The organism is Pseudomonas sp. AP42 (assembly GCF_001728935.1).
Lineage (GTDB): Bacteria > Pseudomonadota > Gammaproteobacteria > Pseudomonadales > Pseudomonadaceae > Aquipseudomonas > Aquipseudomonas lactis.
In genome coordinates this window covers 32,965-57,774 of record NZ_LYSO01000002.1, presented here as the reverse complement: position 1 = coordinate 57,774, position 24,810 = coordinate 32,965, and the positions used below count along the sequence as shown (strand labels likewise).

30 protein-coding genes and 1 tRNA gene are annotated in these 24,810 nt (G+C 58.0%); 1 reads left to right on the top strand and 30 read right to left on the bottom strand.

The window, feature by feature from the left end; translation table 11 throughout:
* Nucleotides 1-6 precede the first annotated feature (6 nt).
* From A7K61_RS01315 to A7K61_RS33040, 3 genes are all read right to left on the bottom strand, one after another.
* Nucleotides 7-957 (bottom strand): DUF979 domain-containing protein, encoded by a 951-nt coding sequence (locus A7K61_RS01315; RefSeq protein ID WP_032896174.1) that lies wholly within the window; start codon nucleotides 955-957, stop codon nucleotides 7-9.
* Nucleotides 954-1,670: a DUF969 domain-containing protein gene (locus A7K61_RS01310; protein WP_034135980.1), complete on the bottom strand. Its 717-nt coding sequence runs from the start codon at nucleotides 1,668-1,670 to the stop codon at nucleotides 954-956. The genes A7K61_RS01315 and A7K61_RS01310 overlap by 4 nt, the downstream gene beginning before the upstream one ends.
* A 627-nt stretch (nucleotides 1,671-2,297) precedes the next feature.
* Nucleotides 2,298-2,414: transfer RNA gene (locus A7K61_RS33040), tRNA-Ser, on the bottom strand.
* A 144-nt stretch (nucleotides 2,415-2,558) separates the two neighbouring features.
* Here A7K61_RS33040 and A7K61_RS01300 point away from each other — a divergent pair.
* Nucleotides 2,559-2,918 carry a hypothetical protein gene (locus A7K61_RS01300; protein ID WP_057025568.1) on the top strand — a complete coding sequence of 120 codons (360 nt, stop codon included), beginning with the start codon at nucleotides 2,559-2,561 and terminating at the stop codon, nucleotides 2,916-2,918.
* On the opposite strand, the gene A7K61_RS01295 is transcribed toward A7K61_RS01300, so the two are convergent.
* The 27 genes from A7K61_RS01295 to A7K61_RS30675 all read right to left on the bottom strand — a co-directional run bounded on the left by A7K61_RS01295 (nucleotide 2,899) and on the right by A7K61_RS30675 (nucleotide 24,761).
* The gene (locus A7K61_RS01295) at nucleotides 2,899-3,426 is read right to left on the bottom strand and encodes a lysis system i-spanin subunit Rz (protein ID WP_069556779.1); all 528 of its coding nucleotides are present in this window, start codon (nucleotides 3,424-3,426) and stop codon (nucleotides 2,899-2,901) included. The two genes, A7K61_RS01300 and A7K61_RS01295, sit on opposite strands and share 20 nt — an antisense overlap.
* Nucleotides 3,426-3,851 (bottom strand): cell wall hydrolase, encoded by a 426-nt coding sequence (locus tag A7K61_RS01290; RefSeq protein ID WP_057025736.1) that lies wholly within the window; start codon nucleotides 3,849-3,851, stop codon nucleotides 3,426-3,428. Before A7K61_RS01290 ends, A7K61_RS01295 begins: the two co-directional genes overlap by 1 nt.
* 57 nt (nucleotides 3,852-3,908) lie before the next feature.
* Nucleotides 3,909-4,469: a tail fiber assembly protein gene (locus A7K61_RS01285; RefSeq protein ID WP_057025737.1), complete on the bottom strand. Its 561-nt coding sequence runs from the start codon at nucleotides 4,467-4,469 to the stop codon at nucleotides 3,909-3,911.
* A 2-nt stretch (nucleotides 4,470-4,471) separates the two neighbouring features.
* Nucleotides 4,472-4,939 (bottom strand): hypothetical protein, encoded by a 468-nt coding sequence (locus tag A7K61_RS01280; protein ID WP_057025738.1) that lies wholly within the window; start codon nucleotides 4,937-4,939, stop codon nucleotides 4,472-4,474.
* Between the two features lie 24 nt (nucleotides 4,940-4,963).
* Nucleotides 4,964-5,611 carry a hypothetical protein gene (locus A7K61_RS32045; RefSeq protein WP_124356071.1) on the bottom strand — a complete coding sequence of 216 codons (648 nt, stop codon included), beginning with the start codon at nucleotides 5,609-5,611 and terminating at the stop codon, nucleotides 4,964-4,966.
* A gap of 328 nt (nucleotides 5,612-5,939) precedes the next feature.
* Entirely contained in the window at nucleotides 5,940-9,665 is a 3,726-nt protein-coding gene (locus A7K61_RS01275; protein ID WP_069556778.1) for a DUF1983 domain-containing protein, read from the bottom strand.
* A 59-nt stretch (nucleotides 9,666-9,724) separates the two neighbouring features.
* On the bottom strand, nucleotides 9,725-10,306 hold the full coding sequence (locus A7K61_RS01270; RefSeq protein ID WP_069556777.1) for a tail assembly protein: 582 nt from the start codon (nucleotides 10,304-10,306) through the stop codon (nucleotides 9,725-9,727).
* Between the two features lie 50 nt (nucleotides 10,307-10,356).
* The gene (locus A7K61_RS01265) at nucleotides 10,357-10,701 is read right to left on the bottom strand and encodes a hypothetical protein (RefSeq protein ID WP_014717926.1); all 345 of its coding nucleotides are present in this window, start codon (nucleotides 10,699-10,701) and stop codon (nucleotides 10,357-10,359) included.
* A gap of 88 nt (nucleotides 10,702-10,789) precedes the next feature.
* A complete protein-coding gene (locus A7K61_RS01260; protein WP_014717925.1) occupies nucleotides 10,790-11,248 on the bottom strand; it encodes a type II toxin-antitoxin system YafO family toxin in 459 nt (152 codons plus the stop codon).
* On the bottom strand, nucleotides 11,245-11,415 hold the full coding sequence (locus A7K61_RS33035; protein WP_014717924.1) for a hypothetical protein: 171 nt from the start codon (nucleotides 11,413-11,415) through the stop codon (nucleotides 11,245-11,247). Before A7K61_RS33035 ends, A7K61_RS01260 begins: the two co-directional genes overlap by 4 nt.
* Nucleotides 11,416-11,556: 141 nt before the next feature.
* Nucleotides 11,557-12,321, bottom strand: a complete 765-nt coding sequence (locus tag A7K61_RS01255) for a C40 family peptidase (protein WP_069556776.1) — start codon at nucleotides 12,319-12,321, stop codon at nucleotides 11,557-11,559.
* Nucleotides 12,322-12,324: 3 nt separating this feature from the next.
* Nucleotides 12,325-13,077 (bottom strand): phage minor tail protein L, encoded by a 753-nt coding sequence (locus A7K61_RS01250; protein WP_069556775.1) that lies wholly within the window; start codon nucleotides 13,075-13,077, stop codon nucleotides 12,325-12,327.
* A gap of 9 nt (nucleotides 13,078-13,086) precedes the next feature.
* A complete protein-coding gene (locus A7K61_RS01245; protein WP_069556774.1) occupies nucleotides 13,087-13,425 on the bottom strand; it encodes a phage tail protein in 339 nt (112 codons plus the stop codon).
* 6 nt (nucleotides 13,426-13,431) lie between these two features.
* Nucleotides 13,432-16,128 carry a phage tail tape measure protein gene (locus A7K61_RS01240; protein WP_069556773.1) on the bottom strand — a complete coding sequence of 899 codons (2,697 nt, stop codon included), beginning with the start codon at nucleotides 16,126-16,128 and terminating at the stop codon, nucleotides 13,432-13,434.
* Between the two features lie 25 nt (nucleotides 16,129-16,153).
* On the bottom strand, nucleotides 16,154-16,408 hold the full coding sequence (locus A7K61_RS01235; protein WP_054917174.1) for a hypothetical protein: 255 nt from the start codon (nucleotides 16,406-16,408) through the stop codon (nucleotides 16,154-16,156).
* A gap of 29 nt (nucleotides 16,409-16,437) precedes the next feature.
* Nucleotides 16,438-16,785 carry a phage tail assembly chaperone family protein, TAC gene (locus A7K61_RS01230; RefSeq protein WP_069556772.1) on the bottom strand — a complete coding sequence of 116 codons (348 nt, stop codon included), beginning with the start codon at nucleotides 16,783-16,785 and terminating at the stop codon, nucleotides 16,438-16,440.
* Between the two features lie 9 nt (nucleotides 16,786-16,794).
* A complete protein-coding gene (locus A7K61_RS01225) occupies nucleotides 16,795-17,286 on the bottom strand; it encodes a phage tail tube protein (RefSeq protein ID WP_034127816.1) in 492 nt (163 codons plus the stop codon).
* Nucleotides 17,287-17,345: 59 nt separating this feature from the next.
* On the bottom strand, nucleotides 17,346-17,714 hold the full coding sequence (locus A7K61_RS01220) for a DUF3168 domain-containing protein (RefSeq protein WP_069556771.1): 369 nt from the start codon (nucleotides 17,712-17,714) through the stop codon (nucleotides 17,346-17,348).
* A complete protein-coding gene (locus A7K61_RS01215) occupies nucleotides 17,711-18,202 on the bottom strand; it encodes an HK97-gp10 family putative phage morphogenesis protein (RefSeq protein ID WP_069556770.1) in 492 nt (163 codons plus the stop codon). Before A7K61_RS01215 ends, A7K61_RS01220 begins: the two co-directional genes overlap by 4 nt.
* Entirely contained in the window at nucleotides 18,195-18,527 is a 333-nt protein-coding gene (locus A7K61_RS01210) for a phage head closure protein (RefSeq protein WP_069556769.1), read from the bottom strand. The genes A7K61_RS01215 and A7K61_RS01210 overlap by 8 nt, the downstream gene beginning before the upstream one ends.
* Nucleotides 18,528-18,869 (bottom strand): head-tail connector protein, encoded by a 342-nt coding sequence (locus tag A7K61_RS01205; protein WP_069556768.1) that lies wholly within the window; start codon nucleotides 18,867-18,869, stop codon nucleotides 18,528-18,530.
* A gap of 1 nt (nucleotide 18,870) precedes the next feature.
* Nucleotides 18,871-19,104 carry a hypothetical protein gene (locus tag A7K61_RS01200; protein ID WP_069556767.1) on the bottom strand — a complete coding sequence of 78 codons (234 nt, stop codon included), beginning with the start codon at nucleotides 19,102-19,104 and terminating at the stop codon, nucleotides 18,871-18,873.
* 42 nt (nucleotides 19,105-19,146) lie between these two features.
* Entirely contained in the window at nucleotides 19,147-20,361 is a 1,215-nt protein-coding gene (locus tag A7K61_RS01195) for a phage major capsid protein (protein WP_069556766.1), read from the bottom strand.
* Nucleotides 20,358-21,245 (bottom strand): head maturation protease, ClpP-related, encoded by an 888-nt coding sequence (locus tag A7K61_RS01190; protein WP_069556765.1) that lies wholly within the window; start codon nucleotides 21,243-21,245, stop codon nucleotides 20,358-20,360. Before A7K61_RS01190 ends, A7K61_RS01195 begins: the two co-directional genes overlap by 4 nt.
* Before the next feature lie 14 nt (nucleotides 21,246-21,259).
* Nucleotides 21,260-22,660, bottom strand: coding sequence for a phage portal protein (locus tag A7K61_RS01185; RefSeq protein WP_069556764.1), 1,401 nt, complete (start codon nucleotides 22,658-22,660; stop codon nucleotides 21,260-21,262).
* A complete protein-coding gene (locus A7K61_RS01180; protein ID WP_069556763.1) occupies nucleotides 22,660-24,351 on the bottom strand; it encodes a terminase large subunit in 1,692 nt (563 codons plus the stop codon). Before A7K61_RS01180 ends, A7K61_RS01185 begins: the two co-directional genes overlap by 1 nt.
* 2 nt (nucleotides 24,352-24,353) lie before the next feature.
* Nucleotides 24,354-24,761, bottom strand: a complete 408-nt coding sequence (locus A7K61_RS30675) for a hypothetical protein (protein WP_083263026.1) — start codon at nucleotides 24,759-24,761, stop codon at nucleotides 24,354-24,356.
* Nucleotides 24,762-24,810 lie beyond the last annotated feature (49 nt).

Genomic DNA, 24,810 nt, shown 5'->3' with positions numbered 1-24,810 from the left:
ATGACCTCACATCAACAGGTAAAGCAGCACGATATTGACCACCAGCATCATCAACGCCGTGGGTATCTGGGCCTTGATCACCGCATTTTTGTCCGGCAGTTCCAGTAGCGCCGCCGGTACGATATTGAAGTTGGCCGCCATGGGCGTCATCAACGTACCGCAATAACCCGAAAACATACCAATGGCCGCCATCACCGCAGGGTTGCCGCCGTAAATCCCCACCAGCACCGGCACGCCGACCCCACCGGTCATCACTGGAAAGGCCGCAAAACCATTGCCCATGATCACGGTAAACAAGGCCATGCCCAACACATAGACCATCACCGCCACCAACTTGTAGTCCAGGTTGATGTACGTGGTCGTAACGTGGGCAACCGCCGTGCCCACCCCGGCCTCATTGAACAGCAACCCGAGCATCGCCAGCATTTGCGGGAGCACCATGGCCCAGCCCAGCGCTTCGGTCAGGCGACGAGACTCGCGCAGCGCTTGTACCGGCGTATCACGGGTCAGCCAGCAGGCCAGGCCAAGGGCGATCAGGCAACCGATGCCGAGGGAGACAAAGGTGGTGTTCTTCGGATCCAGCAGCGGGACACCGCCGATTTCGGTGTGTTTGAGCAACACCGAACCAATCACCGTGGTCAGCGGAATCGCCAACGCCGGGATGAACAATTTATGGCCCAGGCGCCCGGCACTGGCGCGAGACGCCTTGTCGTGCAATTCGGCGTGCTGGCCACGACCTACGCCGCCCAAGCCCGCAATCAATGCCATCACCACCACACCCACCCCGATGACCACCGAAGGCAGGCGCTCACCTATAAGGAACGGCACCGCAAACAACAACCAGAACAGCGCACTGGACCAACGCTTGGGGTGGGTACGGTCGAGCAGGATCATGCCGGCGGTGATCAGCAACAGCACGCCAGCCAGCCAGTACAGGTATTGAATGGAAATGATCATTGAGCAGCCTCCACCGGGGTAGTGGCCGAGCTCATTTCGCGGGTCAGGCGCCGGTCGAAACGATGCAACCGGATAGCGTGAATGATGAAGGCACAGATCGCCGTCGGGATGCCCCACACCGCAATGTGCAGCGGCTCCACATCAATCCCCGAGCCGAGCAGGAAGGTGTGCATCAACGCAATCGCACCAAAGGCCACGAAGATGTCCTCACCAAAAAACAACCCGACATTGTCGGTAGCAGCGCACATGGCCAATACCTTGTGACGCAGCTTGTCCGGCAGCTTGCCATAACGTTTCTCCGCTGCACCCTCGGCCATCGGCGCCAGCAGCGGCCGCACCATCTGCGGATGCCCACCCAGGCTGGTCAACCCCATGGCCGCCGTGGACTCACGCACAAACAAATAGATGATCAACAAGCGGCCGACCGTGGCGCGTTCAAAGCGTGCGATCCAGTTCTGCGCATGCAGGCGCAGGCCATGGCGCTCCAACAGGCCAATCACCGCCAGCGGCAATAACAGAATCAGTTGCAGGGCACGGGTCTGAAGGAAGCCATCGCCCATGGTGGAGAGAATTTTTTCCAGCGGGAACTGGGCGGCAAGCCCGGTGGCGATGGCGGCCGCAGTGACCACCAACAGCGGATTGAAGCGCAATACAAAGCCGACCACGATGACAAGTACGCCGATCAACGGCCATAAGTTCACAACAGTTTGCATGTCGGGGAGGTCCTTTAGTGCGCGCTGCGGCGCCATTACAGCAGGATGTGGGCAAAGGGCTCACAGCTTGAAAGTGGCGTGCAGTCGGCTCGGTTTTTTATTGTTGACCTGGAAGGTCGAGCGTCAGTGGCGGCAACTTTGCTGCCTGGGGCCTTGGGGTGTCCAACAAGAAAAATTGTTGCTGCAAACCAATAATTTTTGTGGGGGGATGACACTGTTCGGTACGGTGCCTGGAAGGAATTGAGCCCAGTTTTTTTTGGACAAATCGCGTGGGTGAGCTCGCTATGGCGTCGGAAGTGAAAATTCCTGATCAGCACCTATACTCCACGATGCAGCTGTGTGTACTTGCAGTTCATTCACGGCGTCATGCCGACAATGAGGGGGTCCCGCTATGTATGCCGGACAAATGAGTAATATGGCGACCACGCTTGGCGAAATACGCTGCCAACTGTTCGCCCAAGTAATTTGCCTGCTGGCGGTGGCGACGCTGTTCGCCTGATTGGACTTTGTAGCGCTGTAAGGACGCCGCGAGGCGTCTTGGCTTTGCTGTGCCCAAATTTCAGGCAACAAAAAAGGGCCCACCTTTCGGTGAGCCCTTCTAGACCGCCCAGCAGAGCGGATTTTGTTTGGTAGGCGCGATTGGACTCGAACCAACGACCCCCACCATGTCAAGGTGACCCCGGAACACTCGTAACTGACTGATATATATAGAAATCAGGCCTATTTAGGCCACTCCAAAAACCTGCTTATAGCTCTATAAGAATCAATAACTTAGCGTTGGATATTGCTACAGTGATTCCCCTCCCGGCGTCCTGCCGACGAACACCACTCCCCAAACCAGCAGCACCTCGATTACTGTACACGCATACAGTATTTGAGATTAACGCTATGAACGTTGACATGGACACCGATGATTGGCTCGGCTGCCCCACTCCGCTGGAAATGTACCAGCACCAATGCTCAATCCTCGTAGATGAGCTGGTGGAGACCGAGCGCATGCTGCGTCGAGCGCGGGCAAATATCGCCGGGCTGGTGCAGATGAATGACCTACTGATGACGGGAAAGGATCAGGCCGAGGCCGCCCTGAAAGCCGCACTGTCCCAAGTTGCTGAATTGAACCTGGAAAACTCAGGCCAGGGCCGCAAGCTAAACGGGTTGGCGATAATCACGGAGCAGAGAGATCACCTTCTCAGGGAAAACCAACGGTTGCTGGATGAGCTGCGGGCACTCAAGGAGCCACAGCCCTGACGTACGCCTGGCACGCGCGCAAGGCAATTATGGCGTTATCCCCGTCGTCGGTGATGGCGATAATTCGTTGAGCATGCGCTGGGTCAAGTTGGGCTCGACGGGCTGCATGAACCACGCCGACGGCGCCGGGGGCGGTAGGCACGTTGCAGCTACTGGCTGAATCCTCGGCAATGAGGACTGACAGCCGGACATCAGCAGTAGCAAGCCGGTCACGCAGGCGAGCCTGGTTGCGCTGGGCATCGGATAATTCCTTGGTGTGTTGTTGGTCCTGGAGAGCGAGCTTTTCCTCGGTGGCCAGGCGCTTATCCAGCTCGGCCGACTGCTGAAGCCAGGCCTCGCCAGTGATTGCATCCAGTTCCTTCTGGTGGTGGGCGCCCTGCTCCGCGATACGCTCGGCCATCTTCTTGCCCAGGCGCCAGTCCTGAACCTTCCATGCCCCGCCAAAGCCGATGGCCAGCGCCAGCAGGATTGCCAGCCCCAGGCCGATCAGGTTCTGTGCAGGCGTCATCACGGCACATCCTTGAAGAAAACGTGGTGCCCGAGGCGCAGGGTCTGCTTAGCCTTCGCCGCCCAGGCCGGGGCCTCCGGCATCGTGTTTGCGTAGTAGTGCGTGGCGCCACCGGTTGGATCCGATACCGCACCCGACATCACCTGATCAGCCGCACGCTGGGCCTGGGCGAACTGCGCGGCCGGGATCTGCTTGGCGCCACTCAGGTAGGCGTAGTTCGGGTCGTTCTGGTTCCAGCAGCTGAACTGCCATGGCTTCAGGCACACACCGGCATAGCCCTCGCCCCACCATGACTTGGCCTTGCCATCGAACACACGGTTGCGGATGGTCCAGGCCACGGCGATCTGCCCGTCCAGCCCCTCACCGCGGGCTTCGCCCCACAGCGTGCGCGCCAGGATGTCTCGGTCTCTCTCGATTGCGTTCATGCTTTTCTCCAGACGAAAAAAAACCGCACAAGGCGGTGATGGTTTCCAGGTCGGCGGTCAGGCCGGAACCACGGGCCACTCGATAGCGTCCGGGTAATGCTCTTGCTCGGGCACTCGGCTCAGCGCAACGCGGTACTTCTTCCAGACCTTGAGCAAAGCAATCTCGGCGTCAGTGGCTTCGTCCACATCGACCGCATCCTGCAGCGGCGCGACGGCGTAGTCTGCTATGGCTCGTAGACGGGTAATCTCGGCCTGCGCCTCTTTCAAAGGGTCAGTAACAACCGGCGGCGCCTCGGGCATTTTCGGAACCGGCAAGTCCGGAACCATTATGTGAAGCGTGATCATCGTTTTCAGATCGTAGGGTTCGCCATCCATAGTGACGGTCACGGTCAGCAGGCCTTCAGCGAAAGCGATATCGACCTTCGCGGTGTCCTCCGAAGGATGCAGCGAGTAGCCCCAGCCCTGATCTAATGGCGGAAAAGGAACCATGCCCAGGGTGCCCGTGACGCAGTACACGCCGACACCAGAGCGGTAACTATCTACGTCCTTGCCTCCGAGCGATGTGATGTCAAACAGGGCGCCGGTTTCGCCCACGATGTTGATTGCTGCTCTTGCCATGTTCAGATCGCCTTTAAGGTGCCGTCTTGGGCACGGGTGGTATTGGAAGTGTCGTAGATAGTTCGCCAGCCGTTCTGCACCCCGACCGAGTTAACTGTTCGCCAGTAAAGATTGCCGTTCAGAATATTCCCGACAATATCAACAGCAAAAAAAGAACCATCGTAGAATCTTGAACGGATGCCGGATGCATAGGTAACGCCAGGTGGGCCACCCGTGGTCCCTTCCCCGTAGGATAGGAACCGACTACCCTCAACAATAAACGCTGAGTTCCCGTCGACCAGTTGCGCTGGTGAAATCTCCATGACGTTTCCCGAAGCGATGCCAACATTCCGAGTTGCCGCACTACCCAGGCTATTAGTCTTCGCATATAGCTCTGCCGTCATCGAATTGATTTTTACAGCGGCGCTTCGGGTAGTGTCGCCGCCGGCGCCTGTTGGGGCCGTGCCGACATTAATTTCTTGCCTAGCCATTTAGATGTTCCTTGTAAATTACATTTAAGCGGTTATTTTTCCAAATATCGCAGGAAGCAAAAAGTAGATTGGATTTGATACAGTCGTAACGCTAAATCTCAAAAGCGAGGCTGCAAAATCATACCTAAGCCCAATCCCGCGGGATTCATTATTCCCGCCCATCATCGGCATTCTGGAATTATTTACCATCAAATAATCGCCAAGCTCATAACTCATCGGAACAGAGTACCAATTAGTAGGCAGCCCCTGTCCGCTATAGGTCGTATGTGTGTAGGTCCAGTTTTGTAAGGCCCTGGTAAATACTGCTGCTTGGGTTCCAGAATCAAATATTTGCTTTCCAGTCGCATCCCACAATCTCAATCCATATGAGGCAGTAGGTTTCGATGAAAATGCCGCGACAAAAATAGCGCCTGAGTGGGCTTGACCTGATGTGACACTACACCCCGTCCAGGCGCCTGGCGTTCCTACTAGGAGAACGCCAAGCTGAATGAGCGATCCGTTACTTTGAGGCCGAACGAAGACAAGTGGAGGCTCCTGCGTGTCAATAACCGAAGCAAAAACGATGGAAACGCCCGCTGTATACGTGCCTTTGTGAAAAACACACAGCCTCGCATATTCGGAATCAAGAGAGACGGCGCCAGCGTCATTAGCCACCTCTAAACCATAACTCATTAAATCCACCTCATAACTATTAAGCGCATCGTCGCCTGGGAAATAGAATCATTCGGCCTCTGACCTAGAAAGTTTCTTACAGAGACTACTCCATTCCCCATCTCGCACTCCAACTGCCTATTAGTTGCCAAGCTGTCATCATTATTATTGTTGATCGGCAGCATGAAACATACTGAATTGCTAGGGCTGCATCCAGGCACTGAAAACGTTTTCGTGGATCTACCCTCGCCCGCATATGAAACAAGTACGGACAGAACAACCCTATAAGTTGAGGTACCCGTATCGAATTCCAGCACACCAGCCGATGACCATATCCTCAGACCGGAACTCATTCGCTCAAGTCTCCGATCTGAACCCGCTTCACGTTATTAACATCCCAGAATCGCAAAGATCGATTCGTCATAATCGAGCGACCTTGCCCTGGCACTACGCCGTTAATCTCGAAGGTTCCGTCCTTGTTGAGGATCCATCCTTGCTGGCCTGCGATGTAGTTGGTCGAACTGATGTAAGACCCGATCTTGGCGTTGGTGATAGTGCCGTCCTGGATAAACGCAGCCTTGATAAAGGTCTGCCCACCTGTGACCGCAAAGGGCACCGTCTCCGCCTGGCCGATGGCAAACCTGTCAGCGTCCACGATGAATTGCGACTGCAACCCCCCTGGGCCGTTCTCCAGCCCAAGCCCAATGCCGGCGATCTTGTACAGCCCGGTGGCGGTTTCGTACTGCATCCGCACCGACCAATTCGCCGTGACCTTACCGTCGACCGTTTGAATGGCCGTGGTGTTGGTCTGGATGGCCAGGGTGTTGCCGTTGACCGAGTTCTTGACCGTTTCGATGCTGGACGACAGCGCTCCGACGGCATTGATTCTGGCGGTTTGCTCAGCAACGACTGCGGCGGCGTTGTTGGCCACCTTCACTTCCACTGTGTCGGTTCGCTGCCCCTGCACCAGGTCGCCCTCGATCAGGGCGGATTGAACGGACCAGACGCCTACATAACTGGCCTCCGACCCCATCAAGGCACTGTCATCACCCTGAAGCGGCGGGTTGACCTGCAGGTAGATGCCGTCTACTCGCTGCGCCGTGGTGGTGACCTTGCCGTCGAGCGTGGTAACCGTGGCTTTGAGGGTACTTAGCCCGCTGGCCGTGGCGTTCACGCCGGTGACTGGGTCGTTGACCGTGACCTTCACCGCATTGAGCTGTTGCGCCTGGGCGGTGATGTCCTGGCCGTGCTGGTTGATCGTCGCCGAGTTCTGCTGAACCTGAGTCACCAGGGCGTTGACCGTCTGCGTTACCGTGCCGATGTCGGTCCAGTAAGTAGCGTTCGGCGGCGGGCTGTTCGCCGGAACCGGGCCGTTGGCCTGATACAGGTGCTGCCCCATGCGCACGATATCGTTAAGCGCGTACGCCTTCGCAGGGTCGTACTCAAGCGCGTCGACGATCTGGTCAATCAGCCCTTCCAGTTCGTCCTTGGCTGCTTCGATGCGGCCATTGACAGAGCCAGGCCCCGTCCCGTCGATGAGGTCGATCCGGTCCTTCAAATGCTGACCCAGGGCGGTCTCGTCTATCTGCCCCTTGATCTGCTCAAGAATCGGCCCGGCATCCGAACTGGCCTGCCCCATAACCCCATTCACCACCGGATAGAACGGACCGATGTTGCCGGTACGGTCCACCAGGCGCGCCCAGAAGAACAGCGTGGCGCCCGCCAGCAGGGACTGCATCCGGTAGTCAGCCTGCGGGTAAGCCAGGTCGGCCAGCTTCGTCGCGGCCGCCAGGTTGTTCGCCGGTCCATACCAAAGTTCGGTCCGCTGCGTATCCTCGGCGCCAGCAGGGAAGCCCCACTTGATGCCGATGCCGAACAGCTCGCTGGTGGTTGTCAGGAACGACACCGCCGGCGGCAGACCTGTCTTGCCTTCCAGGTTGGTCAGGTTGGAGCTTTTCCAGATCGACGAAATTTCGAAAGCGCTTACCGAACGCACCCGGGCCAGATAGGCGCCTGAGTAAATGCCGGTGACGTCGACGCTCGTTGAGCCTGTGCGCTGCACCTTGATCCAGTTGCCGTTGTCCTTGCGCCACTCCACGTCATAGGCGACGGCTCCAGCGACGGCAGGCCACGAGATGTTCATGGTGCTGATGGCTATGCCCTGGTTCACCGCGTAGCTCGACGTCAGCGTGACGCTAGCCGGCGGCGGTACCACGGTGATCGGGATAACGCTGATTGGGCGTTCTTCCAGGCGTGCGCCGGTGTCGATGTGCGCAAACTTGCTCGGGTCGTACTGCACGGCCGAGATTTCGAACACGCCAGGCTCTGGCCGCGCAACGCTGACCACCCGGTAAAGCGGAACGGCCAAGTCATCAGCATCCAGTGCCCACACAAGTTCCGGCTCAGGCGTAACTGAATAGGCCACGGTGACCGTGACCTGCCGACCACTGACCACTTCCACGGTACGCCCCTCGCACTTGCCGTCAGGCAGGTTGAGGATCAGTCGGTCGCCGGGCTTGGCCTGGGTGTCGCGGTCCAGCTTGATGACCTTGCCGTTTACCGCTGAGATACGCCCGCCAATGGCACGGCCGGCCAGCAGCTCGTCAGCAATCGGGATCACGTAGCCAGGCAGCGGGATACGGCCATCCAAACCAACCTTGAAGGTTACGGCCCGATCCTTGGAGTTGGTCAGCAGCGCCCACTTACCGCGGCGCTGGGCCTCGGATTCGCGGGTGCAGCCTATAGCGCTGATCTCCAGCGGGTTGTCGCCGTAGCGCCGCTGCAGCTTCTGATCGGTCACGGCGGTGACGTCGGTGTCGTAGTTGTTCAGCGGGTTGTCGTAGCTGACCAGTGCACGGGTGTAGCGGGTGCGCTCAGACGCGCTCGAGTAGGTGAACTTGCCGTCGAGGACGTTGGCCCGGGTATAAGCGAAGTCGAAGTCAGTGGCACGCGGCATATCCGACAGGGTGAAGACCTGGCCCTGGGCCCAGTAGGTCATGCCTCGGTAGATCGCCGAGATGTCACGCAGCAGTGACCAGGCGTCGGCTTTGCTTTGCAGATTGAGGCTGCAGATGAAGCGCGGCTCCTGGCCACCCTTCCCGTCTGGCACCAACTGGTCGCAGTATTGCGAGATCCGGTACAGCTCCCACTTATCCACCATCCACGGCTTGATTCGCCGGCCAAGGCCAAATCGGTCAGCGGTGGTAACGTCGTAGGTCATCCAGACAGGGTTGTCGGTCCAGGCCTGCTTGAAGGTGCCGTCCCAAACACCACTGTACGAGCGCGACAAAGGATCGTAGTTGCTCGGCACCTGCATCTTCTTCAGCTTGGTCTCGACCGTAACCGCCGGGATGCTGCGGAACTGTTCGGCTGAGAACTCAATGTAGAGCAGTGCGGTATTCGGGTAGCGAATCTTCGCGTCGATCACCTCGGTAAATCCGGCGATCTGCATGGTGTCCGAGATTTTGTTGTTGTTCTGGTTGGGCGTGATGCGGGTGATGCGCATCAGCCAGCCGGTCGTGGCTTTGGGTAAGTCGATACGGCGCGTGCGCTCGTACACACTGGTGGTCTTGCCATCGACAGCTTCGCTCAGCACCTGCTGGTAGGCGCCGCCATCCGTGGCCAGCTCAACCTTGTATTCGATCCGGTACCCATTGATGTTGCCCCCGGCATCCACGGACTGGAGCGCAGGCCAGGCGAAGCGCACACGCACGGCGGAAAGCTGGGTGTTATTGATCGCCCTGACCCAGGGTGTACCGCTGCGCAGCTCGGTGCTGATGGTGGTCTCGTTCTCGACCGACGGGATCCCCTGGATATAGGTCTGGTCCACTGCCCCGGTGCGCCACTCCCACTTCACGTTCGGGAAGTTCATGTTGCCCTGGGGGTCTTGCAGCGGAGTGTTGTCGAGGTAGATGTCCCTGGCGGTTGGTGTGCCTTCGAACTCCCCCTCGCCCACAGCGATGAGCATTTTGGCAATAGCAACCGAGCGCAGACTGTCAGGGGCTTCCGTTGGCGTCTTAGGCTTCTCTTCGCCGCCCTTGGCGCCGTGGATGTCGATCTTGCTGTCGTCGCCCATCTTTTTCTCCAAGCAATAAAAAACCGCCTCGTGGGCGGCTGCGGTGCTGCAAATATTGGCTACATCTGGTCTTCGGCGTAGATAACGGCGCTGATGATTGCCCCGCCCACCCGGCGCTTGCCGTAGCAAAGCGGTACCGGGTTACCCGATGCCGTGGTGTTCTTGGCGCTACCGAAGGCGTAGCCAGGGGTATTCTCTGGGGCCGCGCTGGTCTTCAAGCCACCGACCTGAGGGCTAAGCATCTGGATTACGCCGCCAGCCACAAGCGCAATACCTGGCGCAGCAAGAACTTGGAACCCTGGAATGAACGACACAGCGATCAGGACTGCGCCGATAATGGTCTGGATAAGACCGCCTCGTTTGCTACCGGTAACGATTGGCGCAATGCGAATGTCTCCAGATCCTGAAAAACCTAATTCATTCTCACCCAGGGACTTGTTACCTCGAAAAACAGCGAACTCCATCCCTTGAGACTTTGCATTCGAAATAAATCGTTCAAACCCTGGGATCTGAACACACAGAGCCTTGATCGCCTCTGCTGGTGAGCGCACAGAGAGCCGAAAGGACCTGCCGAACTGTCGTAACCGTCCGTAAAGGAGTACGTTGGTGAGCGGTTGATATTCAATTGTCTGCGCGGCCATATTTACTCCAGGTATAAAAAAACCGCCCGGAGGCGGCTTGTGCTGATTTACTAAAGGCAGTTCCGGACCGCCTTCTCCATGTCACTTCTGCCCCAGCCAGGACCCCATGCCATCCTCTGAAACAGCTTCACCGAGCTGCCGCTTGAAACCTTGCGGATACTGAGCAGCTCATCGGTCATGTTGTTGCTTGCAGCAACAAGGCGATAGCCGTACTCAGTCTCTGACATCGTCACGTCGCTGCGCGCGTCCTGCCATTTAGGAAATACGCAGAGCGCGTACTTTTTCGGGTCTTTGGTAGAACTGGCAGCAATGCTCGGGTCTTTCGACTCAAGATCCCCTGGCGATACACACCCCGCCAACATCGCCAACGCTACCGCGCCTACGAACAATTTCATGGATTCACTCCTGTGGAAGATGGCCACAAGATATCAGAAATGAAAAACCCAGCGGGATGGCTGGGCGCTCTGATGCATATGAAGGGATTTAAGGAAATCCTGCCGAAAGCCACTCGGACGAAGGGAAATATTTCCCGATGTCCTGCCTCTCGGTTTCGAAAAAGACACCTAACCCTCGGACAAGATCTGGCTGTTCCATATGCGCGTGCCCAGGCTCTAAGATGGTTAGCAGCAGGTAGGGGTTGTACTGAGCATCCCCGAGCCGACCGTAAACAAGTAGTTTGTCGGAGGTAAATCGCTGCGGGTCTTCCTCACCAGTTCTCAACCGACGCGTCCAGGCGTCCGACACACTAGGTTCTTCGAGGTGTACCTTTCTAAGGCCCATGTCGACGACGCTTTTCGGCTTCGCAAATGCGCTATCCTTCCCGAAAGTATCGCCAGGACCAATCCCACCCTCGCGCCACAGCTTAAATTCGGAAACGAGAGAAACCGCTTCCTGTCGCGGCATCAGAAGAGTGAGCTTCCTGCTCAGGATGACTGCTGTCATTTAGCGCCGGACTTCTTACCCAATTCAATCAGATAGGCGGCACTATCCTGAGCAATGTAATCAAGCGTGGCTTGATTGAGAAAAGCAGGGCGCTGACGGGCCATCTTGCGCTCGTAGGCGCTAAGCGTAGATTTCTTTCCATCCAACCGGATTTCAGTATTCGTCATTTGATTCGCCCTACTTGGGTCGATAGCGTTTCAGCTGCCTATTCGGCTTTGTAGCTGGTGTCAACTAATTATAACGATTGCCCAACCATTTACAACCGTAAACAAGTATTCGCAACCTTTTGCAAGGATCTATTCGGATTATCATTCAGGGTTGAATGCTGTTTTGTGCCTCAGGATCAAGCGTGTTCTGTCGAGGTATGGCCCCCCGTAGACGATGATCTCGGATGGCCTGCCGTATAGGTGGTGCAGCAGGAACGGGCCAGGGCCGAACGTACCTGAGTCTTCACCAGGTAGCGCCGGATCGGTGCCCAGGTATATGCCAGCGTGGTTCGGGTGCACCGTCCGGCCAACCTGCATAACGATCATGTCACCGCGCTGCGGTGTGTCGACTTGCTCGAAGCCGGCGGCAGCGTAATTCGCCTCATAAAGGCTGGTGCTGTCTGCACTCTCCCACCATCCATCAGCCCGCTTGAAGCTCTCGAACTTGAGGCCCCACTCGCGCTGATACCACTCTTCGCATACAGCCCAACAGTCCCACACACCATGAACAAACGGTCGCTTGAGTAGCGGCGTGCTTCCGTTAGGCGTAATAGTTCGCAGGTCACCCTCTGGCCAGGACAGTATGTGCCAGGGCAGTGCCGTGGTTTCGCACATGGCCATGTCGTGCGGTGAAGGCCGGCTGGTGGCGTCCGGGTGGGAGTGGACGATGCCGATCACCTCGCCCAGGTCCTCCGCTGCGGCGTAGTCCTCTGGATCAAGCCTAAACTCTTCGTTCGGCTCCATGGCGATGTTCCGGCAGGGGAAATACTTCTGGGCGCGGCCCATGGCAAGCAACAGACCGCAGCACTCTTTCGGGTACTCGGCGGCAGCGTGCGCCTGGATGGCTGCGATGATGTGTTTGCGCATTCTTCAGCTCCGGGCAATGAGTGACACAGCGGGAAATCCACCGAATGAGTTTTCGTTGTTCTCGCCGAAGCGCAGCTTGCAGGACGATAGGCAGCCCTTGCATTGGTCCCGGGCGGGATCGGTCGTTGGGTTGTCCTCGTCGTCAAACATGGCTGCGCCGGTATAGCCGCAGTCCGGACCGCGGTAACCGTTGGTCATGGCCCAGTGGCAGAAAGTAGTCATCTGGCGCCCAGGCAATCCGTGGTTGTCGATCTCGCCCGGGGAAGAAAGCTCCCAGACCACCGCCTCGCCGTCTTCGCTCGTTTTCTGGTCGATGTACCAGATCTCCAGCGCCTCCTGGGTAGGGTCGGCCGTTGGGTTACCTTCTGGAAAGTTCACCGCATCCAGGTACTGGGCCAGCGTCTCGCGAACGGTCAGTTTGAACTTGAGCATGTCCTCGAATGCCAGGCACAGCGCTGTGACACGTCCATTGATGTTGCCGGCGGCGAACGTCGGCCTGGTAGCAGATCCATCGCTGTTTGAGCCGATACCTTCAACCTGTACAGGCCAGGCGGCGTACTCGGCACCCTGCCACCAGATCGACTTGGCTGGGAGTTCCTCTTCCGAACCTTCATAAGCCAGAAGCTCATCCGGCGTGTGCGGTATGGCGTGACCGTGAAAGCGCAGATAATCGGCGCCGTATTCAGTCCCGTCGATTTCGAACAGGCGAATCTCGCCGCCGGGCTCCAGTTTTTGGATGTCCGTAATCAGTGCCATATACGACCTTTAGGGTTGGAAGTTTTGTTCGAAGGTAGCGGTCAGCGTGTAGTTTTCCGCGCCGTGGGGTGTGAGCTGATATCCATCACACTTGTACAGCCCCAGCTCGCCAAGCGGCGGCGTCCACAAAAAGCCTCTGGCTCCCTTATGGGCGTCGATGAAGTCCATTATCTGCTTCGTGCGAACGCCATCACCGAGAAACGTGAGCGGCCAGGACTGCGATTTGTTGTTGATGCCATCGCTTACCGATTGCGCGTATCCATCACCAAAGCCTTTGGTGCGGACCCGGAATTTTGCTTGGCCCTGCGGGTCAGTCCTCGGGCACCAGGTGAACCTTTCAAGCGCCATAGTTGATTACCCACTGATTGCTCTTTTAATGCTGCCGCCCTGCCCCAGATCCTTGCGAATCAGCTGGCGGTAACGCTGGTCAACAAAATCACCGAGATCCTTCCCGAACTGCTGATATGCCGGGTCGTCCGCTGTAGAACTGGTAGTCCCATCACTTGCGACAGTCACAGTCACGTTTATCTGGGCAGGAGCGCCCATAGCGCCAGAGCTCCCACCGACAGCCCTCACACCAAGAGCACCGCTCGACGTCCTGGTCAGAGGCATAATTGCCTCTGGACCGGCCTCGCCGAACAACGCCATAGGTGCCAGTGTTGGGCCCGTGGCGATAGAGTTCGTGAATGCTCCCCCGTTTGCGAACATCTGCACACCGCCCGACCACGCACCGCCCTTGGCTTGCGGAAAGTAGCTGCCGGAGTAACCACCAGCGGACGCACCCAGGTTGGAGGACGTAGCACCAGCAGACCCGGCAGCAAGCCCATTGCCGCCAGCGGCAGCACCTCCGAAGTAACTGGCGGCGGCTCCGACCAGACTGCCCAGCAGAGCCGAACTTGCCTGTCGGGTAGCGATGCGCGCCATATCGGCAAGAATGGATTTGGTGAAGTCAGCAAACGAAGCCTTACCGGTGATCGCGAAGTTCACCAGCGAATCCTCCATGGAGCTGAACGCGTTGCTGAACATGCTTTTCGTCTGGCCAGCAACATCTTTGGCGCTATCCAGATAATCCTGCCAGGCGCTCTTTGCGCCGTTCGACCAGTCGCTTTGCGCAGAATCCATCTGTGCCCAACCTTCTTGCATTGCCGCTATCTGCTTGGGAAGGTAGGCGTTAGTGAGGTCGATTTGATCCTGTAGCGCCTTTCGCTGGGTATCGGTCGTGGCAGTCGCAAGTTCTGTTCTAAGCGACAACACCTTGTCGTTCGTCTGGCGTTCCAGCTCCAGACGCTCGAGATATCGATCTGATTCCTTACTACCCATGCCGACGGCTGCCGCCTGCGCCGCGTACTGCTCCCTCTGATTATTGAGCTGCCGCTCCAGGTCAGCCTGGAACTGCATCGCCTGGGAAAGCCCGGTGGCTGCGTTAACCGCCTCGTTGAATTGGCTAGCCAACCAAGCGGTGGCTTTACCGTACTGCTCTTTGGAGATTTTTCCGTTTTTCTCCAGCAGTGCGATCTGTCCGGTCTGCTTGCTGAATTCGTGCGCCGCAGCATTTACCGGATCATAGGTCTGACGGAGTTGATCAAAAGCCGTGGCGGCCTCTTTGATCTGGGCCTTGAGTTTGCTCTGGGCCTCCGTGGTGGCTTTGGTGGTACCGTTGAGTTGAGCTACCTGCTTATCAATCGCCTCAATTGCTCGCCTGTAGCGGTCAGCGTTTGCGGGATCTTTGGCCATTGCTGCAACGAGCTCGGCACGGTCCTCCTGCAATTTGTTCAGGCGATCATATGAGTCGAGCAGTTTCAGTGACGCGGCGGTGGTTCCAGTAAATGCTGCGGCGACTTTTTGCTCTTGCTGCTCAACCTGCTTGTTTCCCTCAACCAGTTTCTGATCGCCCCAGCCGCGCAGATCGCTATAGGCCTTATAACTAGCCAGGCGTTCATCCGATGCTTTCTTGGCGGCCCCAAGGTCCTGCCCGAACAGGTCGCCAACGAATAGCGTTGGGTTGGTGGCGAACTTGTTGAGCGCGCCCTGTGACTTGTTATAAGCGTCCAATGAGCGGTTGGTGGCTTCCTCATCCGACACCCCTGCAAGATGCCGTGTTTTCCTGTCGGTAGAGAAAAAGGATGTGACCTGCTTCAGATCATTGGCCATTGCGCGCAAGTCGTTGGGCAGTTGTGCCAAGCCGCTTGCGGCAGCGCCGGTCAACTTCACAACCAGCGCGGCCAAGTCTGCCATGCCCTGCTGGAACGCTGGATCCTTAACGATATCGCGCAAGCCGTCGAGCGAGTTTTGCAGGGGCCCCATATCAACGTTTGCGAGCCCGGACACGAACTCGTTGCGCAACCCTTCGACTTGGAACTGCAGGTCTTGGATGATTTCGTTTGCGCGCACCAAATTCGCGATCTGCGCAGGATCCATCGCGATCCCAAAGTCCTTGGCCTGGGCCAGGTACTTGCGCAGACTCTCGCCCCCTTTATCGAGCAAGGGCAGCATTCTAGAAAGGTCGTTGCCGAGGCTTTCCAGAATGTTGATTTTCTCGGACTGGGTTGCAACCTTTTTAAGACCGTCAGCGATTGCCAACAACTGCTTGTCCGGAGACATTCGAGCCAATTCTTCGGCGCCCAATCCCAGCTTTTTGAGGCCTTCTATGGCCTCCCCGCCGCCGGTGATCACAGCGTCGCCGATCTTGTCGCCGATATCCTTGAAGATGTCGGCCATCTTGTCGCCACTGAGTCCGGCGCGCTCGGCAGCATACTGCCACTGCTGCAAAACGGTCGTCCCGATACCGAGGGACTTGGCCCACCGGTCGGTCTCGGTGGTCGCCGCCGCAGTGTTTTTAAGCATCACCAGCGAGGCGGTACCCACACCCAGGGTGGCGGTCACCACGGTTGCAAGTGCGCCACCGATCTTCTTGCCGGCGGCCTCGGCACGGGCCTCCATCTCCTTCATGCGCTTTTCGGTGAGGCGGCCGGCTTTGTCCATGCCTTGCTCGAAACCACCGATGCGCGCAATCAGGTCCAGCGTCAGCGTGCCGAGTGAACGAGTAGCCATGGGCTATTTCCTGTGGATGCGCAGGTCATGCCCATTCGGCCATTGCCGTCTCGAGCGATACCCCTGCTTTTTCTTGGTGAGGCATGAAGTCGATCAACTCTGCGGTGCCGCCGCCCAGCCGATTCACCTGCAGCGCAATGATCGCGCCCATCTGCTCGGATCGATTCGCCAAGTTGAAGGAACCATGTTTGTTTCTGTAAGCAGCCCAGGCCATGGCCTCGGGATAACTGATATTGGCCTTGGCCTCTGCCACTGTTCGCCCGCCGACTCCGTTCAGCACCAGCTCATGCCAGAACTCATCGGCGGCCGTTAGTTTTTTGTGCGGTCGGCACCGGTGTTATTGACCTCATGCACTGCGGCAAGAATTGCCCAGCCCAGGCCAGGGTTCAGGCGGTAGGCGTCCTCGTAGGAAATTGCCTCTTCGCCGTTTTCGCCGAGCGTCACGCAAGTGGATATGTACTTGGCGTTACGGCTCTCTTCTGGCTCATTGGCAGAGAAGAGCTTTTCGATCATGCCGAAGGACTGCGGCATTACAAAAATCGAGAACTTGTTAGTCACAGGTTTGCCCTTGGCGTCTTCGTGTTTCCACACAACCGCCTTTTTTACCATGGCGCCGCCGACGAGACCGCCGACAGCTTTCAGTTCAGTCAGGTTCATGTTTCGCCCTTATGTGGTTTTCTTGATCCAGGCGGAACCGCCCGAACGCTGAATGGTTGCCGTAGTGGTCACAACGGTGTTTGCCGCGAACGAGAACGGGAAGTCCGATACGTAACCTTCGAACACGAACCAGGTGCGCGTGGCCGGCAATTCAAAATCATCACCGTCAGTTTCAAGCGTTGGCAGCGCCGTACCATCAGACCAGCCCACCGCCCACTTAATACTGGTATCGCCGTCAGCCTCGGAGAGCTGGTGCAGGCGAATATGGCTGGCGTTGTTGGGGTCAGCATTCAAGCCCAGGGAAGCCTGGCCAGGGGTGCGCAAGCCCTTCTTGTAGCTGCGCTCCTTGGCGCTCAGGCAAGTATCTTCAATTTGGTCAGCTGGAGCGCCGCCTGGGTCAAAGCTGGTGGCACACTCCACCTCCATGACGGTATAGGGGCCGGTGCCGGACAGCGGTGGAACAAGGGCAAAGACCTGCGTGCCCTGGGTGAGAATGGACATAGGTGTCTCCTGCGGACAAAAAAATACCCGCTCATCGCGGGCTGGGGTTTGGGGCTTGGTTATCGGCGGACGATCCAGTCCACGTCGAAGCTGTATCGATACAGGCCTGTCTCCGCGTCCTTGGTTTCACCGTTGTAGCTAGTAATCGTGGCGCTCAGCTCGATGGCATATTCAATGGCGTGACCAGCGGCCCGGGCTGCGGCGGCGGTGGCCGCGTAAACATCCACCTGAAGGCCGTAGGCTTCTGCATCGGGTCGGCCAGCCAAGAAGCTTTCCGGAGAGCCGTTGACCACCTGCCACACGCAATATGTGCCCGCAGGCGTGTCGGGGGCCATGCCGAACAAATAGAGCCGCGTCGGGTTGGTGCCCAGTAGCGCCGTGACGCCAGAGTCAGCAGCAGCAACTTGAAAGATTGGCGGATACTTCATTGAGATGCCTTTCTGGCTGCACGCTTCAGGGCGCGGTCGATTGCTTTCTCGTACTCGGTGACGAATGTGTCAGTGGCCGCGCTGATGTTGTCGGCGAGGGCTTTGCGCATAAAAGGTGAGCCCTGCATTTTTACAGTCCCAAACTCCCAAAGCCTCCAATGAGGTGTGGGGCCATTGGCTGATAGGTCGGGCGCGGAACCTGTCTTGGGAAGCACAGCGCCATGCAACACACCGACTCGAAAACCTAGGCTGCCGGTTTGCTTGAACAGCCGCCCATTCCACCGAAGCGCGATGTTCTTGGCGATAGACCTGCCGGTCGCCGTGTCGTCCAGCTTCTCGGCGCCCTCCTTTGCTTTGTTGGCAACCAACTGCGCAGCCTTGCGCAACGCAGAGCGCCCACCTTTGCGTCTGAGGTCGTATGTCACCGCCTCAAGCTTGCCGAGCAAGGAATCTAAACCGGTGATGCTGAACTCCACGCCGTCAGCCATCGTTCACCCCTTCGCTGCAGGGCAGCGTCAGATACTCCAGGCCGCTGACCTTGTCAGCCAGAATGCCCTCGATGTTGTAGATCTTGTCGCGGTGAAGGATTCGCATGGTCGGGTCGATACCTTTGCGGTACCGGATGACGATGCGGGCAGATACCTCCGACTGGTTTGTAGCGGCAGAAACGAACTGGTTAACCGAAACCGGTTCAACGCTGGCCCAGATCTTCGCGACCTCAACCCATGAAGGGGTCATTTCCCCTGTAATATCGTCCTGTGTGTACTCGGGGCGCTGAAGGGTGATGCGGTGACGCAGATCGCCAGCTCTCATCTAAACCCCCAAACTGACGCGGTATGGCATCAATAGCGACTGGGAGCCTGAAGGAAGCTCGGTGACAGATACGCCCGTGACCGCATCCTCTCGCGAGTTGTAAAGCTTGCCAGCGATGAGCAGGCAGGCGGCCCGGATAGACGGATTGATCAGGATCGGATCAGCACCGGCGTCTCCAGCCAGCACACCGGAAGCAAGTGAATCCGCATCGGCGTAGAAGCGGCGGTTCAAAAACCGAGCCGCGCTGTCTTCGGCAGCCTCCAACACCAGCGCGACATAGCTCTGATCCTCGCTTTCGGCCCGCAAGTGCTGCATTGCTACTTCAATCGGGATGACTGTCATGTCAGGCGCCTTTCTTCTTGCCGCCCGGTTTGCCTGCTGCCTTGTCGCTGGTCAGCGGATCGGGTGAGCCATCCTGTTCAGTCAGGTCCACCAGGAGCTCACCGTCGTCATCGCACTCCACGGCGTAGTTTTTTTGCAGAAGCTGGCGACCGTGCTGTTCATCTGTGACAAACAGCGAGCCCTCAACCAGAGTTTTTCCGCCCAAATAAAGCGGCTTGATCGTTTTCATTTTCATGGCACGCTCCGCTGGGCCGCCACAATGGCGGCCCGTTAAGGGTTAAGGAGTTGTCGGAGCGCTGAACGGACCGTAGATGAACGCTTCAGGTCTCTTCACGGCCAACGCCACACGCTCTTCGCAACGGATAGAGATCATGTTCTTTTCGAAGTCGTCAGCGTTCTCGGTGGAGATCACCACGTTGGCGTCTTCGCGGTCGAAGAGCTGCGCGCCAGTCTGGAACGCACCGGTAAGAAACTTGCCTTGGAACGCTGCAATCTCGGTTGCCACCACCGGCAGGCCCCACAGCAACGGACCAGCCAGGCCCAGAGGGTTAGCCAGGATGTAGCGGCCCAGAGAGTCTTTGGTGAGCTCGATCTTCGCCCAGTCGATGAAGTGCAAGACGTGACCGGATGCTGGCAGGCGTGCAAGCTGAGCTTGAAGCATGGCCAGGCGCAGATCATCGATGCCGGACTGATTTTCAACGGTGAATGCAGGATCGAAGGCCGATGCCTGCGGCACGATGCCATGCAGATGCACGCCGGTGCCGTCACCGAACAGAATTTCCTGCTCTTCGGCATACTTCAGGCCGTAGCGCATTTCGGTATCGATGGTCGATTGCAGTTGTGCAAAGTCATCCAGAATCTGCTTCGACGACTTGAACATATGCGCGATGGTGCTGACCGGTGTGATCTTGGTCCCGAACTGGATGTCGCTGTAAGGCTTCTGAGTGCCCTCAGCCACAACCCTGGCGGCGTTGGTGAACCCGGTTTGCTGAACCCAAAAGATCGCGGGCGACGTGGTGCGGCCAGGCGCAATGAGGTCGCGGATAAACAGACGCTGCTTTGGCGCCACATCAATGCCAGGAAGGCGTTGCGGCTCCACCACACCAGCTGGCACACCGGTGCTGAGCAGTGCTGCATGAACAGGAATGCTGATGCGACGGTTGCCTTCGACGTGAGCGGAGAACTGCTTCAGCGCTTCGCTTTTAATGACTACTCCGCCAACAGTGTCGCGGGATGCGGCGGCAGTGCTGGCAGGGATGCGTGCAAACTCCTGCTCCAGCTCGCCGAGTTGTGCCTTCAGCTGCTTTTCAGCCTCGGTCAGACTGTTGAACTTGGTGGCCAGTTCGTCGACTGCGTTTTTGGTTTCCGCCGACAAGGAGCCGGCCTTCTTGGCCTCGGTCAGTGCGTTTTCAGCCTGTTTGCTGAATTCGTCGGTTGCCTTCTTGAGCTCGTTGGAGACGTTCTTCAACAGCTCGGCAGTAGTGTCGCTCATGGTTTTTCTCCGGTTTGAATTGCTGCTGCCGAGAACCGCGAAAGCGCGGCCTGTAGTTCGGCAATGGGGTCGGCCAGGTTGGCCGGGGTTGCGGCAGCGTTCTGCTTGCCGGAGGTGGTAGCGCCAGGCGTACCAGCCTTGAGTTCTTGAATGAGGGCGCGGCGCTCGGAGCGCGGCATGCCCTGTTTGGCCAGGATCAGATCCATACGGCGGGCAGCGACCTGGTGAGGCGCCGATGCGCTGGCATCCTCGACAGCGGCGTCAGATGACAGAAGGCTGTCTGCAAACCCTGCATCGATTGCAGCAGCGCCTCCCATCCAGGTCTCAACATCCATGAGCTTGCGCATGGCTTCGATGGGGTCGCCGGTTCGCACGGCGTAAATATCCGCCAATGTTCCGTCGATCTGCTCGAGGAAGTCGGCAACCTCCCGAATGTCGTTGCGGTCGCCGGCGGCCATGGTCCAGCTGTTGTGAATCATCAGGAAGCCGGCCCGAGCAATCTGGATTTCATCCGCTGCCATGGCGATGAACGATGCGGCCGAGGCTGCTAGGCCGAGGATTTGCACTGTTACCTTGCCTTTGTGCTCGCGCAGCAGGTTGTAGATGGCCAGGCCTTCAAACACGTCGCCGCCTGGGCTGTTGATCTTCACGGTTACATCGCTGTCACCGATTGATCGCAGCGCGGCACTGATCCGCTTTGCAGTCACGCCCTCGCCCGTCCACCAATCAAACCCTATTGGGTCGTAAATGGTGATGGTGTTGTCGTCCGTGCTTGCCGCCTTGATCGATGGATTCCACCGCTCCAAGGCCTTCGGCGTCAGGTCGCAGTGAACCTGCGCGCGCGGCCGAGCCTCCGGCGCCGCCGGAATGGTCTTTAGGGTCATTGGTTACTCCAGGATCAAGCGGCGAGAAGCCGAGGTAGAGATATCAGTGCGTGGGCCATCATTGGCCCATCGGGGTTTCCGGCATCGAGCGCCTTGGTCGCCAGGTCGAAGGCTTCCTTGATTGCCTCCCTATCCCCGCTCTGATTTGCCGCAGTGATGCGCAACATGAAGGCGGTAGCCGCCGGCGACATGCCGGCTGACTGCTTGCCGAGCTGGTCAAGCGGTACAAGCGCCGACTGAACAGTGAACGTATCGCCGCCAGGGATTGGAGCCATGTTTTCCAGACGCCGCACCTCGTTGCGGCACATCCAGCCGTTTTGCAGAGCGGTGTTGTACCAGGCGCCACGACCGGCGCTGTCGGCGCGCAGCAGGCCTTCAACAGCGAACTCAGCGAAGAACTCGTCAGCGTCAGCCTCACCGATCAGGCATCGGGTGATCTCCTGCTCAATGTTCACCAGCAGTGGGCGCAAACTGTTGGTCAGGAAGTGCAGGTTCTGCGCTTCCACCGAACTGGCCCAACTGGACTGCTTATCCATGTGACCGACCATGAAGGGCGGCACCCGGAACCACCGGCACATCTCTTCAATGCTGAACGACCGCGACTCAAGCATTTGCGAGGCTTCGGGATTCATCGTGATCCCTTGGTACTTCAACCCAGCCTCGGCCACCATGATCTTGCCGGCGTTCTTGGAGCCCATGAAGGAACCGAGACTGCTTCGCAACTGCTCGCGCTGCGCCGGCGTGAGAGTCTTGTCGCTGGAGAGAATCCCGGAGGCCTGCATACCCTGGGCAAAAACCTTCGCGGCGGCCTCTTCTACCGCCATTGCAGAACCGAATATCTCCTTGCCTGTGGTAACGGGCAGCATCCCGCACACGCCATCCAGGCCAAAGCCGCGGATATGCATCAGGGATTTTTCGGGGATGTCGCGCTCGACTCCATTCTCGGTATATGTGTACTTGAGTCGGCCATTGTCCTCGCGCTTGACCCGCATGCACTGCGGCAACAGCGGTACCAGGGCGATGATCCGGCCCGCAAGCATCTTCTTTTCAACGAACGCGTTGCCGCGTAGGCAGATGCTGGCCACCACCAACAGCATGAAGCGTTGAGGGGTCATTTCTGCGTTCGGCACCCGGCATAGCAGCCGAAAAAGCGGATGATCAGTAGCCGGCGCCCTTGAGCCATCAGGCAGGCGCCGGTACAGCTTCAGCGGCAACGTAGATACCGATTCCGAAAGCAAACGCACGCAGGCCCATACCGTGGACAGCTGCATGGCTTTATCAACCGATACGTGCTGTCCACTGACTGAACTTCCGAACCACTCCTGCCAGAACGAACCATCCTTTAAGCCGATGGGCACACCAAGCCAATTTTGAAGAGTGGCCTTGATTCGCCCGGGTTTCTTTTCGCGCGCCATCAAAGCCCCACCATAATTGGATTGTCGAAAAAGCCCTGTAGATCACCGCAACCCACCGGGTTCAGCGCTATGAGCGTTGTTGCGTCGAAGGTAGCCATGAGCGGGTCAATCTTGGCCGACCCACTCACCTGCTTGTTGATTGCAATCGCGTTGCCTACCGCCACCGTCCTGGCGTTACCGACAGACCAGGCCATGAGCCGCGTGCCACCGTGCACAAACTCGCCGCCCGCAACCTTGCGCTCTGTGGTTTTGATTGCGCCGTTGAGTCGCCAGCCCTGGGAGATAGAAACAATCTGCTCCATGGTAATGCCGCGATCTTCAGTGGTGAGCTCGTCAACGATATCGCCGATACCGGCCGCATCGACGCCTATTGCCTGCTTGTCAGGCAGTAATCCAGCGTCCCGGACTTCGCAGATGATATCTGCGACCTGCAGGACATCATCACCTGGCCGCTCGACAATGGTCAGATCGCCATCAGCTTCGAAGTCGCGCAGGTTTGAAACGATATCCTTGCGGCGGTCGAGTGCGATCTGGTGGGCCCAGGCGTGCGCCCAGTGCAACCAGCGCCGAGTTTCACGCTCGCGGCCAATCAAACTCAGGCCCAACAAGTCATCAAGGCCGCCGCCATCGATACCTACCACAATCACCTCGGAGCGCCGCAGCAACTCATCAAAGGTGAGCGACTTGTCGCCGGCGGCTTCCCAGTGATCAGCCCCCGCCCACCGGTCGGTCCTTAAGTTCAGACCAATTTCGATATTCAGATGCTTGGCCAGGAACTTCTGCAGGGATCCATCTGAAGTGCCCAGCCTCTTTTTGAGCTGGTCTTCTAGCCACTCCGCACTCACGGAGCGCCCGATGTTCGGGTTGGTGATGTAGAAGTTTTCTGGATTCAGGTATTGCTTGTTAGCGACCATCCGGACCGGGAACTCGTAAAGAACCCCCAGCGTCTTGCAATCCACCACCTTTCCATCACGAACATCGCGCCAGTAACTCAGGCGCTCCTTGAAAACCCCTGCCGGCGGCTCATCACTTTGAGTGGTGAGATAGATGACCCATCCCTCTTCTCGGGAGATCTGTCCGCCTAGGGCCTCCATGAACATCGACTCGGCATTTGCGCGCTTACCAAACACCCAAAGCTCATCGACCAGCACCTTGCCCGACTTCTTGCCGGAAACGGTGTCAGTGTCGGCCGCAACGACCTTCAATGAGTTCAGGGTAGTTCGGTCCGTGATGGTCCTGGTGTGTTCCTGGATGTGGAACATCGCTGAAAGCTCTTCATCAGCGCGAACCATCCCGGCAGCTGGCTTGAAAGCGTTGTCCGCAACCTCCTTGGTCGGCGCCAGAATCAGATGCTCCTCTTCCTCGCGCCAGCAGAGAATCAAGGCAGTGAGCATGATGCCGGCTGCGATGGTGCTCTTCGTGTTCTTCTTGCTGATCAGTAAGCCGAACTCGCGGATCATTTGCTTGCCGGTCTCAGCATCGTAAGCGCCGAAGATGCAGCGAACGTAGTCGAGTACCCACTCATCGCAACATTCGGCCATCCTTGGCTTGCCCGGCAGATCTGGAACGCGCAGCTCCTTGAATATTTGTAGTGCACGCTCCGCCTCTTCTATAAAAATAGGGGGAGGGATAATCGATTTATGGTCGATCAGGCGCTGCTCCCAGTCAGGACATGCGGTCGACCATTCCATAGTTAAACCTGCTTACCGTTAGCTGCGACTAATTTGGGCGGGGCCTGCCGGTTGAATTTTCCAGCAGCCTCTTCAGCCGCCTTCTGCTTCCCGTCCTTCTTGCCGCCCTCCGCTTTTTTGACGTGGGTGTATTGGACTGCTGCGATGGCTGCCCTAACCTGAATGGGGCTCGCGTCGAGTTGACCGAGCGCGATCTTGGTCAGCAGGGCCAGCATATCCATCTCAGGCGCTGGCACCGGCACCGCCCTCTCGCGCTTCAACGCGCCGCCGTGAGGTTGTGCCTCAAACTCCACAGAGATCGCCGAGGAATTTGCTGATTCCGGCTCGACCTTCCTTTTCCTGCCAGCACCCGGCCGAGCGCCGCCAGAGTTGGGGCGAGCGCCCCCGCTCTTGCCTTTGACGCCTGCCATTTGCTGAATTCCTTTTTCAAAAGGGGGAGAAAATCTGCGCGTGAGAGGG

What these genes read in the sequence shown, in the direction of transcription:
- A7K61_RS01260 (WP_014717925.1), bottom strand. Translation starts at nt 11,248, where the DNA reads ATGACAGCAGTCATCCTGAGCAGGAAGCTCACTCTTCTGATGCCGCGA.
- A7K61_RS01295 (WP_069556779.1), bottom strand. Translation starts at nt 3,426, where the DNA reads ATGACGCCTGCACAGAACCTGATCGGCCTGGGGCTGGCAATCCTGCTG.
- A7K61_RS01245 (WP_069556774.1), bottom strand. Translation starts at nt 13,425, where the DNA reads ATGGCGCTTGAAAGGTTCACCTGGTGCCCGAGGACTGACCCGCAGGGC.
- A7K61_RS01240 (WP_069556773.1), bottom strand. Translation starts at nt 16,128, where the DNA reads ATGGCTACTCGTTCACTCGGCACGCTGACGCTGGACCTGATTGCGCGC.
- A7K61_RS01255 (WP_069556776.1), bottom strand. Translation starts at nt 12,321, where the DNA reads ATGCGCAAACACATCATCGCAGCCATCCAGGCGCACGCTGCCGCCGAG.
- A7K61_RS01225 (WP_034127816.1), bottom strand. Translation starts at nt 17,286, where the DNA reads ATGTCCATTCTCACCCAGGGCACGCAGGTCTTTGCCCTTGTTCCACCG.
- A7K61_RS01200 (WP_069556767.1), bottom strand. Translation starts at nt 19,104, where the DNA reads ATGAAAATGAAAACGATCAAGCCGCTTTATTTGGGCGGAAAAACTCTG.
- A7K61_RS01205 (WP_069556768.1), bottom strand. Translation starts at nt 18,869, where the DNA reads ATGACAGTCATCCCGATTGAAGTAGCAATGCAGCACTTGCGGGCCGAA.
- A7K61_RS01315 (WP_032896174.1), bottom strand. Translation starts at nt 957, where the DNA reads ATGATCATTTCCATTCAATACCTGTACTGGCTGGCTGGCGTGCTGTTG.
- A7K61_RS01265 (WP_014717926.1), bottom strand. Translation starts at nt 10,701, where the DNA reads ATGAAATTGTTCGTAGGCGCGGTAGCGTTGGCGATGTTGGCGGGGTGT.
- A7K61_RS01180 (WP_069556763.1), bottom strand. Translation starts at nt 24,351, where the DNA reads ATGGAATGGTCGACCGCATGTCCTGACTGGGAGCAGCGCCTGATCGAC.
- A7K61_RS01300 (WP_057025568.1), top strand. Translation starts at nt 2,559, where the DNA reads ATGAACGTTGACATGGACACCGATGATTGGCTCGGCTGCCCCACTCCG.
- A7K61_RS32045 (WP_124356071.1), bottom strand. Translation starts at nt 5,611, where the DNA reads ATGAGTTATGGTTTAGAGGTGGCTAATGACGCTGGCGCCGTCTCTCTT.
- A7K61_RS01275 (WP_069556778.1), bottom strand. Translation starts at nt 9,665, where the DNA reads ATGGGCGACGACAGCAAGATCGACATCCACGGCGCCAAGGGCGGCGAA.
- A7K61_RS01280 (WP_057025738.1), bottom strand. Translation starts at nt 4,939, where the DNA reads ATGGCTAGGCAAGAAATTAATGTCGGCACGGCCCCAACAGGCGCCGGC.
- A7K61_RS01250 (WP_069556775.1), bottom strand. Translation starts at nt 13,077, where the DNA reads ATGGCACTGATTACGGACATCCAAAAACTGGAGCCCGGCGGCGAGATT.
- A7K61_RS01185 (WP_069556764.1), bottom strand. Translation starts at nt 22,660, where the DNA reads ATGGCGCGCGAAAAGAAACCCGGGCGAATCAAGGCCACTCTTCAAAAT.
- A7K61_RS01210 (WP_069556769.1), bottom strand. Translation starts at nt 18,527, where the DNA reads ATGAGAGCTGGCGATCTGCGTCACCGCATCACCCTTCAGCGCCCCGAG.
- A7K61_RS01215 (WP_069556770.1), bottom strand. Translation starts at nt 18,202, where the DNA reads ATGGCTGACGGCGTGGAGTTCAGCATCACCGGTTTAGATTCCTTGCTC.
- A7K61_RS01190 (WP_069556765.1), bottom strand. Translation starts at nt 21,245, where the DNA reads ATGACCCTAAAGACCATTCCGGCGGCGCCGGAGGCTCGGCCGCGCGCG.
- A7K61_RS01220 (WP_069556771.1), bottom strand. Translation starts at nt 17,714, where the DNA reads ATGAAGTATCCGCCAATCTTTCAAGTTGCTGCTGCTGACTCTGGCGTC.
- A7K61_RS33035 (WP_014717924.1), bottom strand. Translation starts at nt 11,415, where the DNA reads ATGACGAATACTGAAATCCGGTTGGATGGAAAGAAATCTACGCTTAGC.
- A7K61_RS01195 (WP_069556766.1), bottom strand. Translation starts at nt 20,361, where the DNA reads ATGAGCGACACTACTGCCGAGCTGTTGAAGAACGTCTCCAACGAGCTC.
- A7K61_RS01230 (WP_069556772.1), bottom strand. Translation starts at nt 16,785, where the DNA reads ATGAACCTGACTGAACTGAAAGCTGTCGGCGGTCTCGTCGGCGGCGCC.
- A7K61_RS30675 (WP_083263026.1), bottom strand. Translation starts at nt 24,761, where the DNA reads ATGGCAGGCGTCAAAGGCAAGAGCGGGGGCGCTCGCCCCAACTCTGGC.
- A7K61_RS01285 (WP_057025737.1), bottom strand. Translation starts at nt 4,469, where the DNA reads ATGGCAAGAGCAGCAATCAACATCGTGGGCGAAACCGGCGCCCTGTTT.
- A7K61_RS01310 (WP_034135980.1), bottom strand. Translation starts at nt 1,670, where the DNA reads ATGCAAACTGTTGTGAACTTATGGCCGTTGATCGGCGTACTTGTCATC.
- A7K61_RS01270 (WP_069556777.1), bottom strand. Translation starts at nt 10,306, where the DNA reads ATGGCCGCGCAGACAATTGAATATCAACCGCTCACCAACGTACTCCTT.
- A7K61_RS01290 (WP_057025736.1), bottom strand. Translation starts at nt 3,851, where the DNA reads ATGAACGCAATCGAGAGAGACCGAGACATCCTGGCGCGCACGCTGTGG.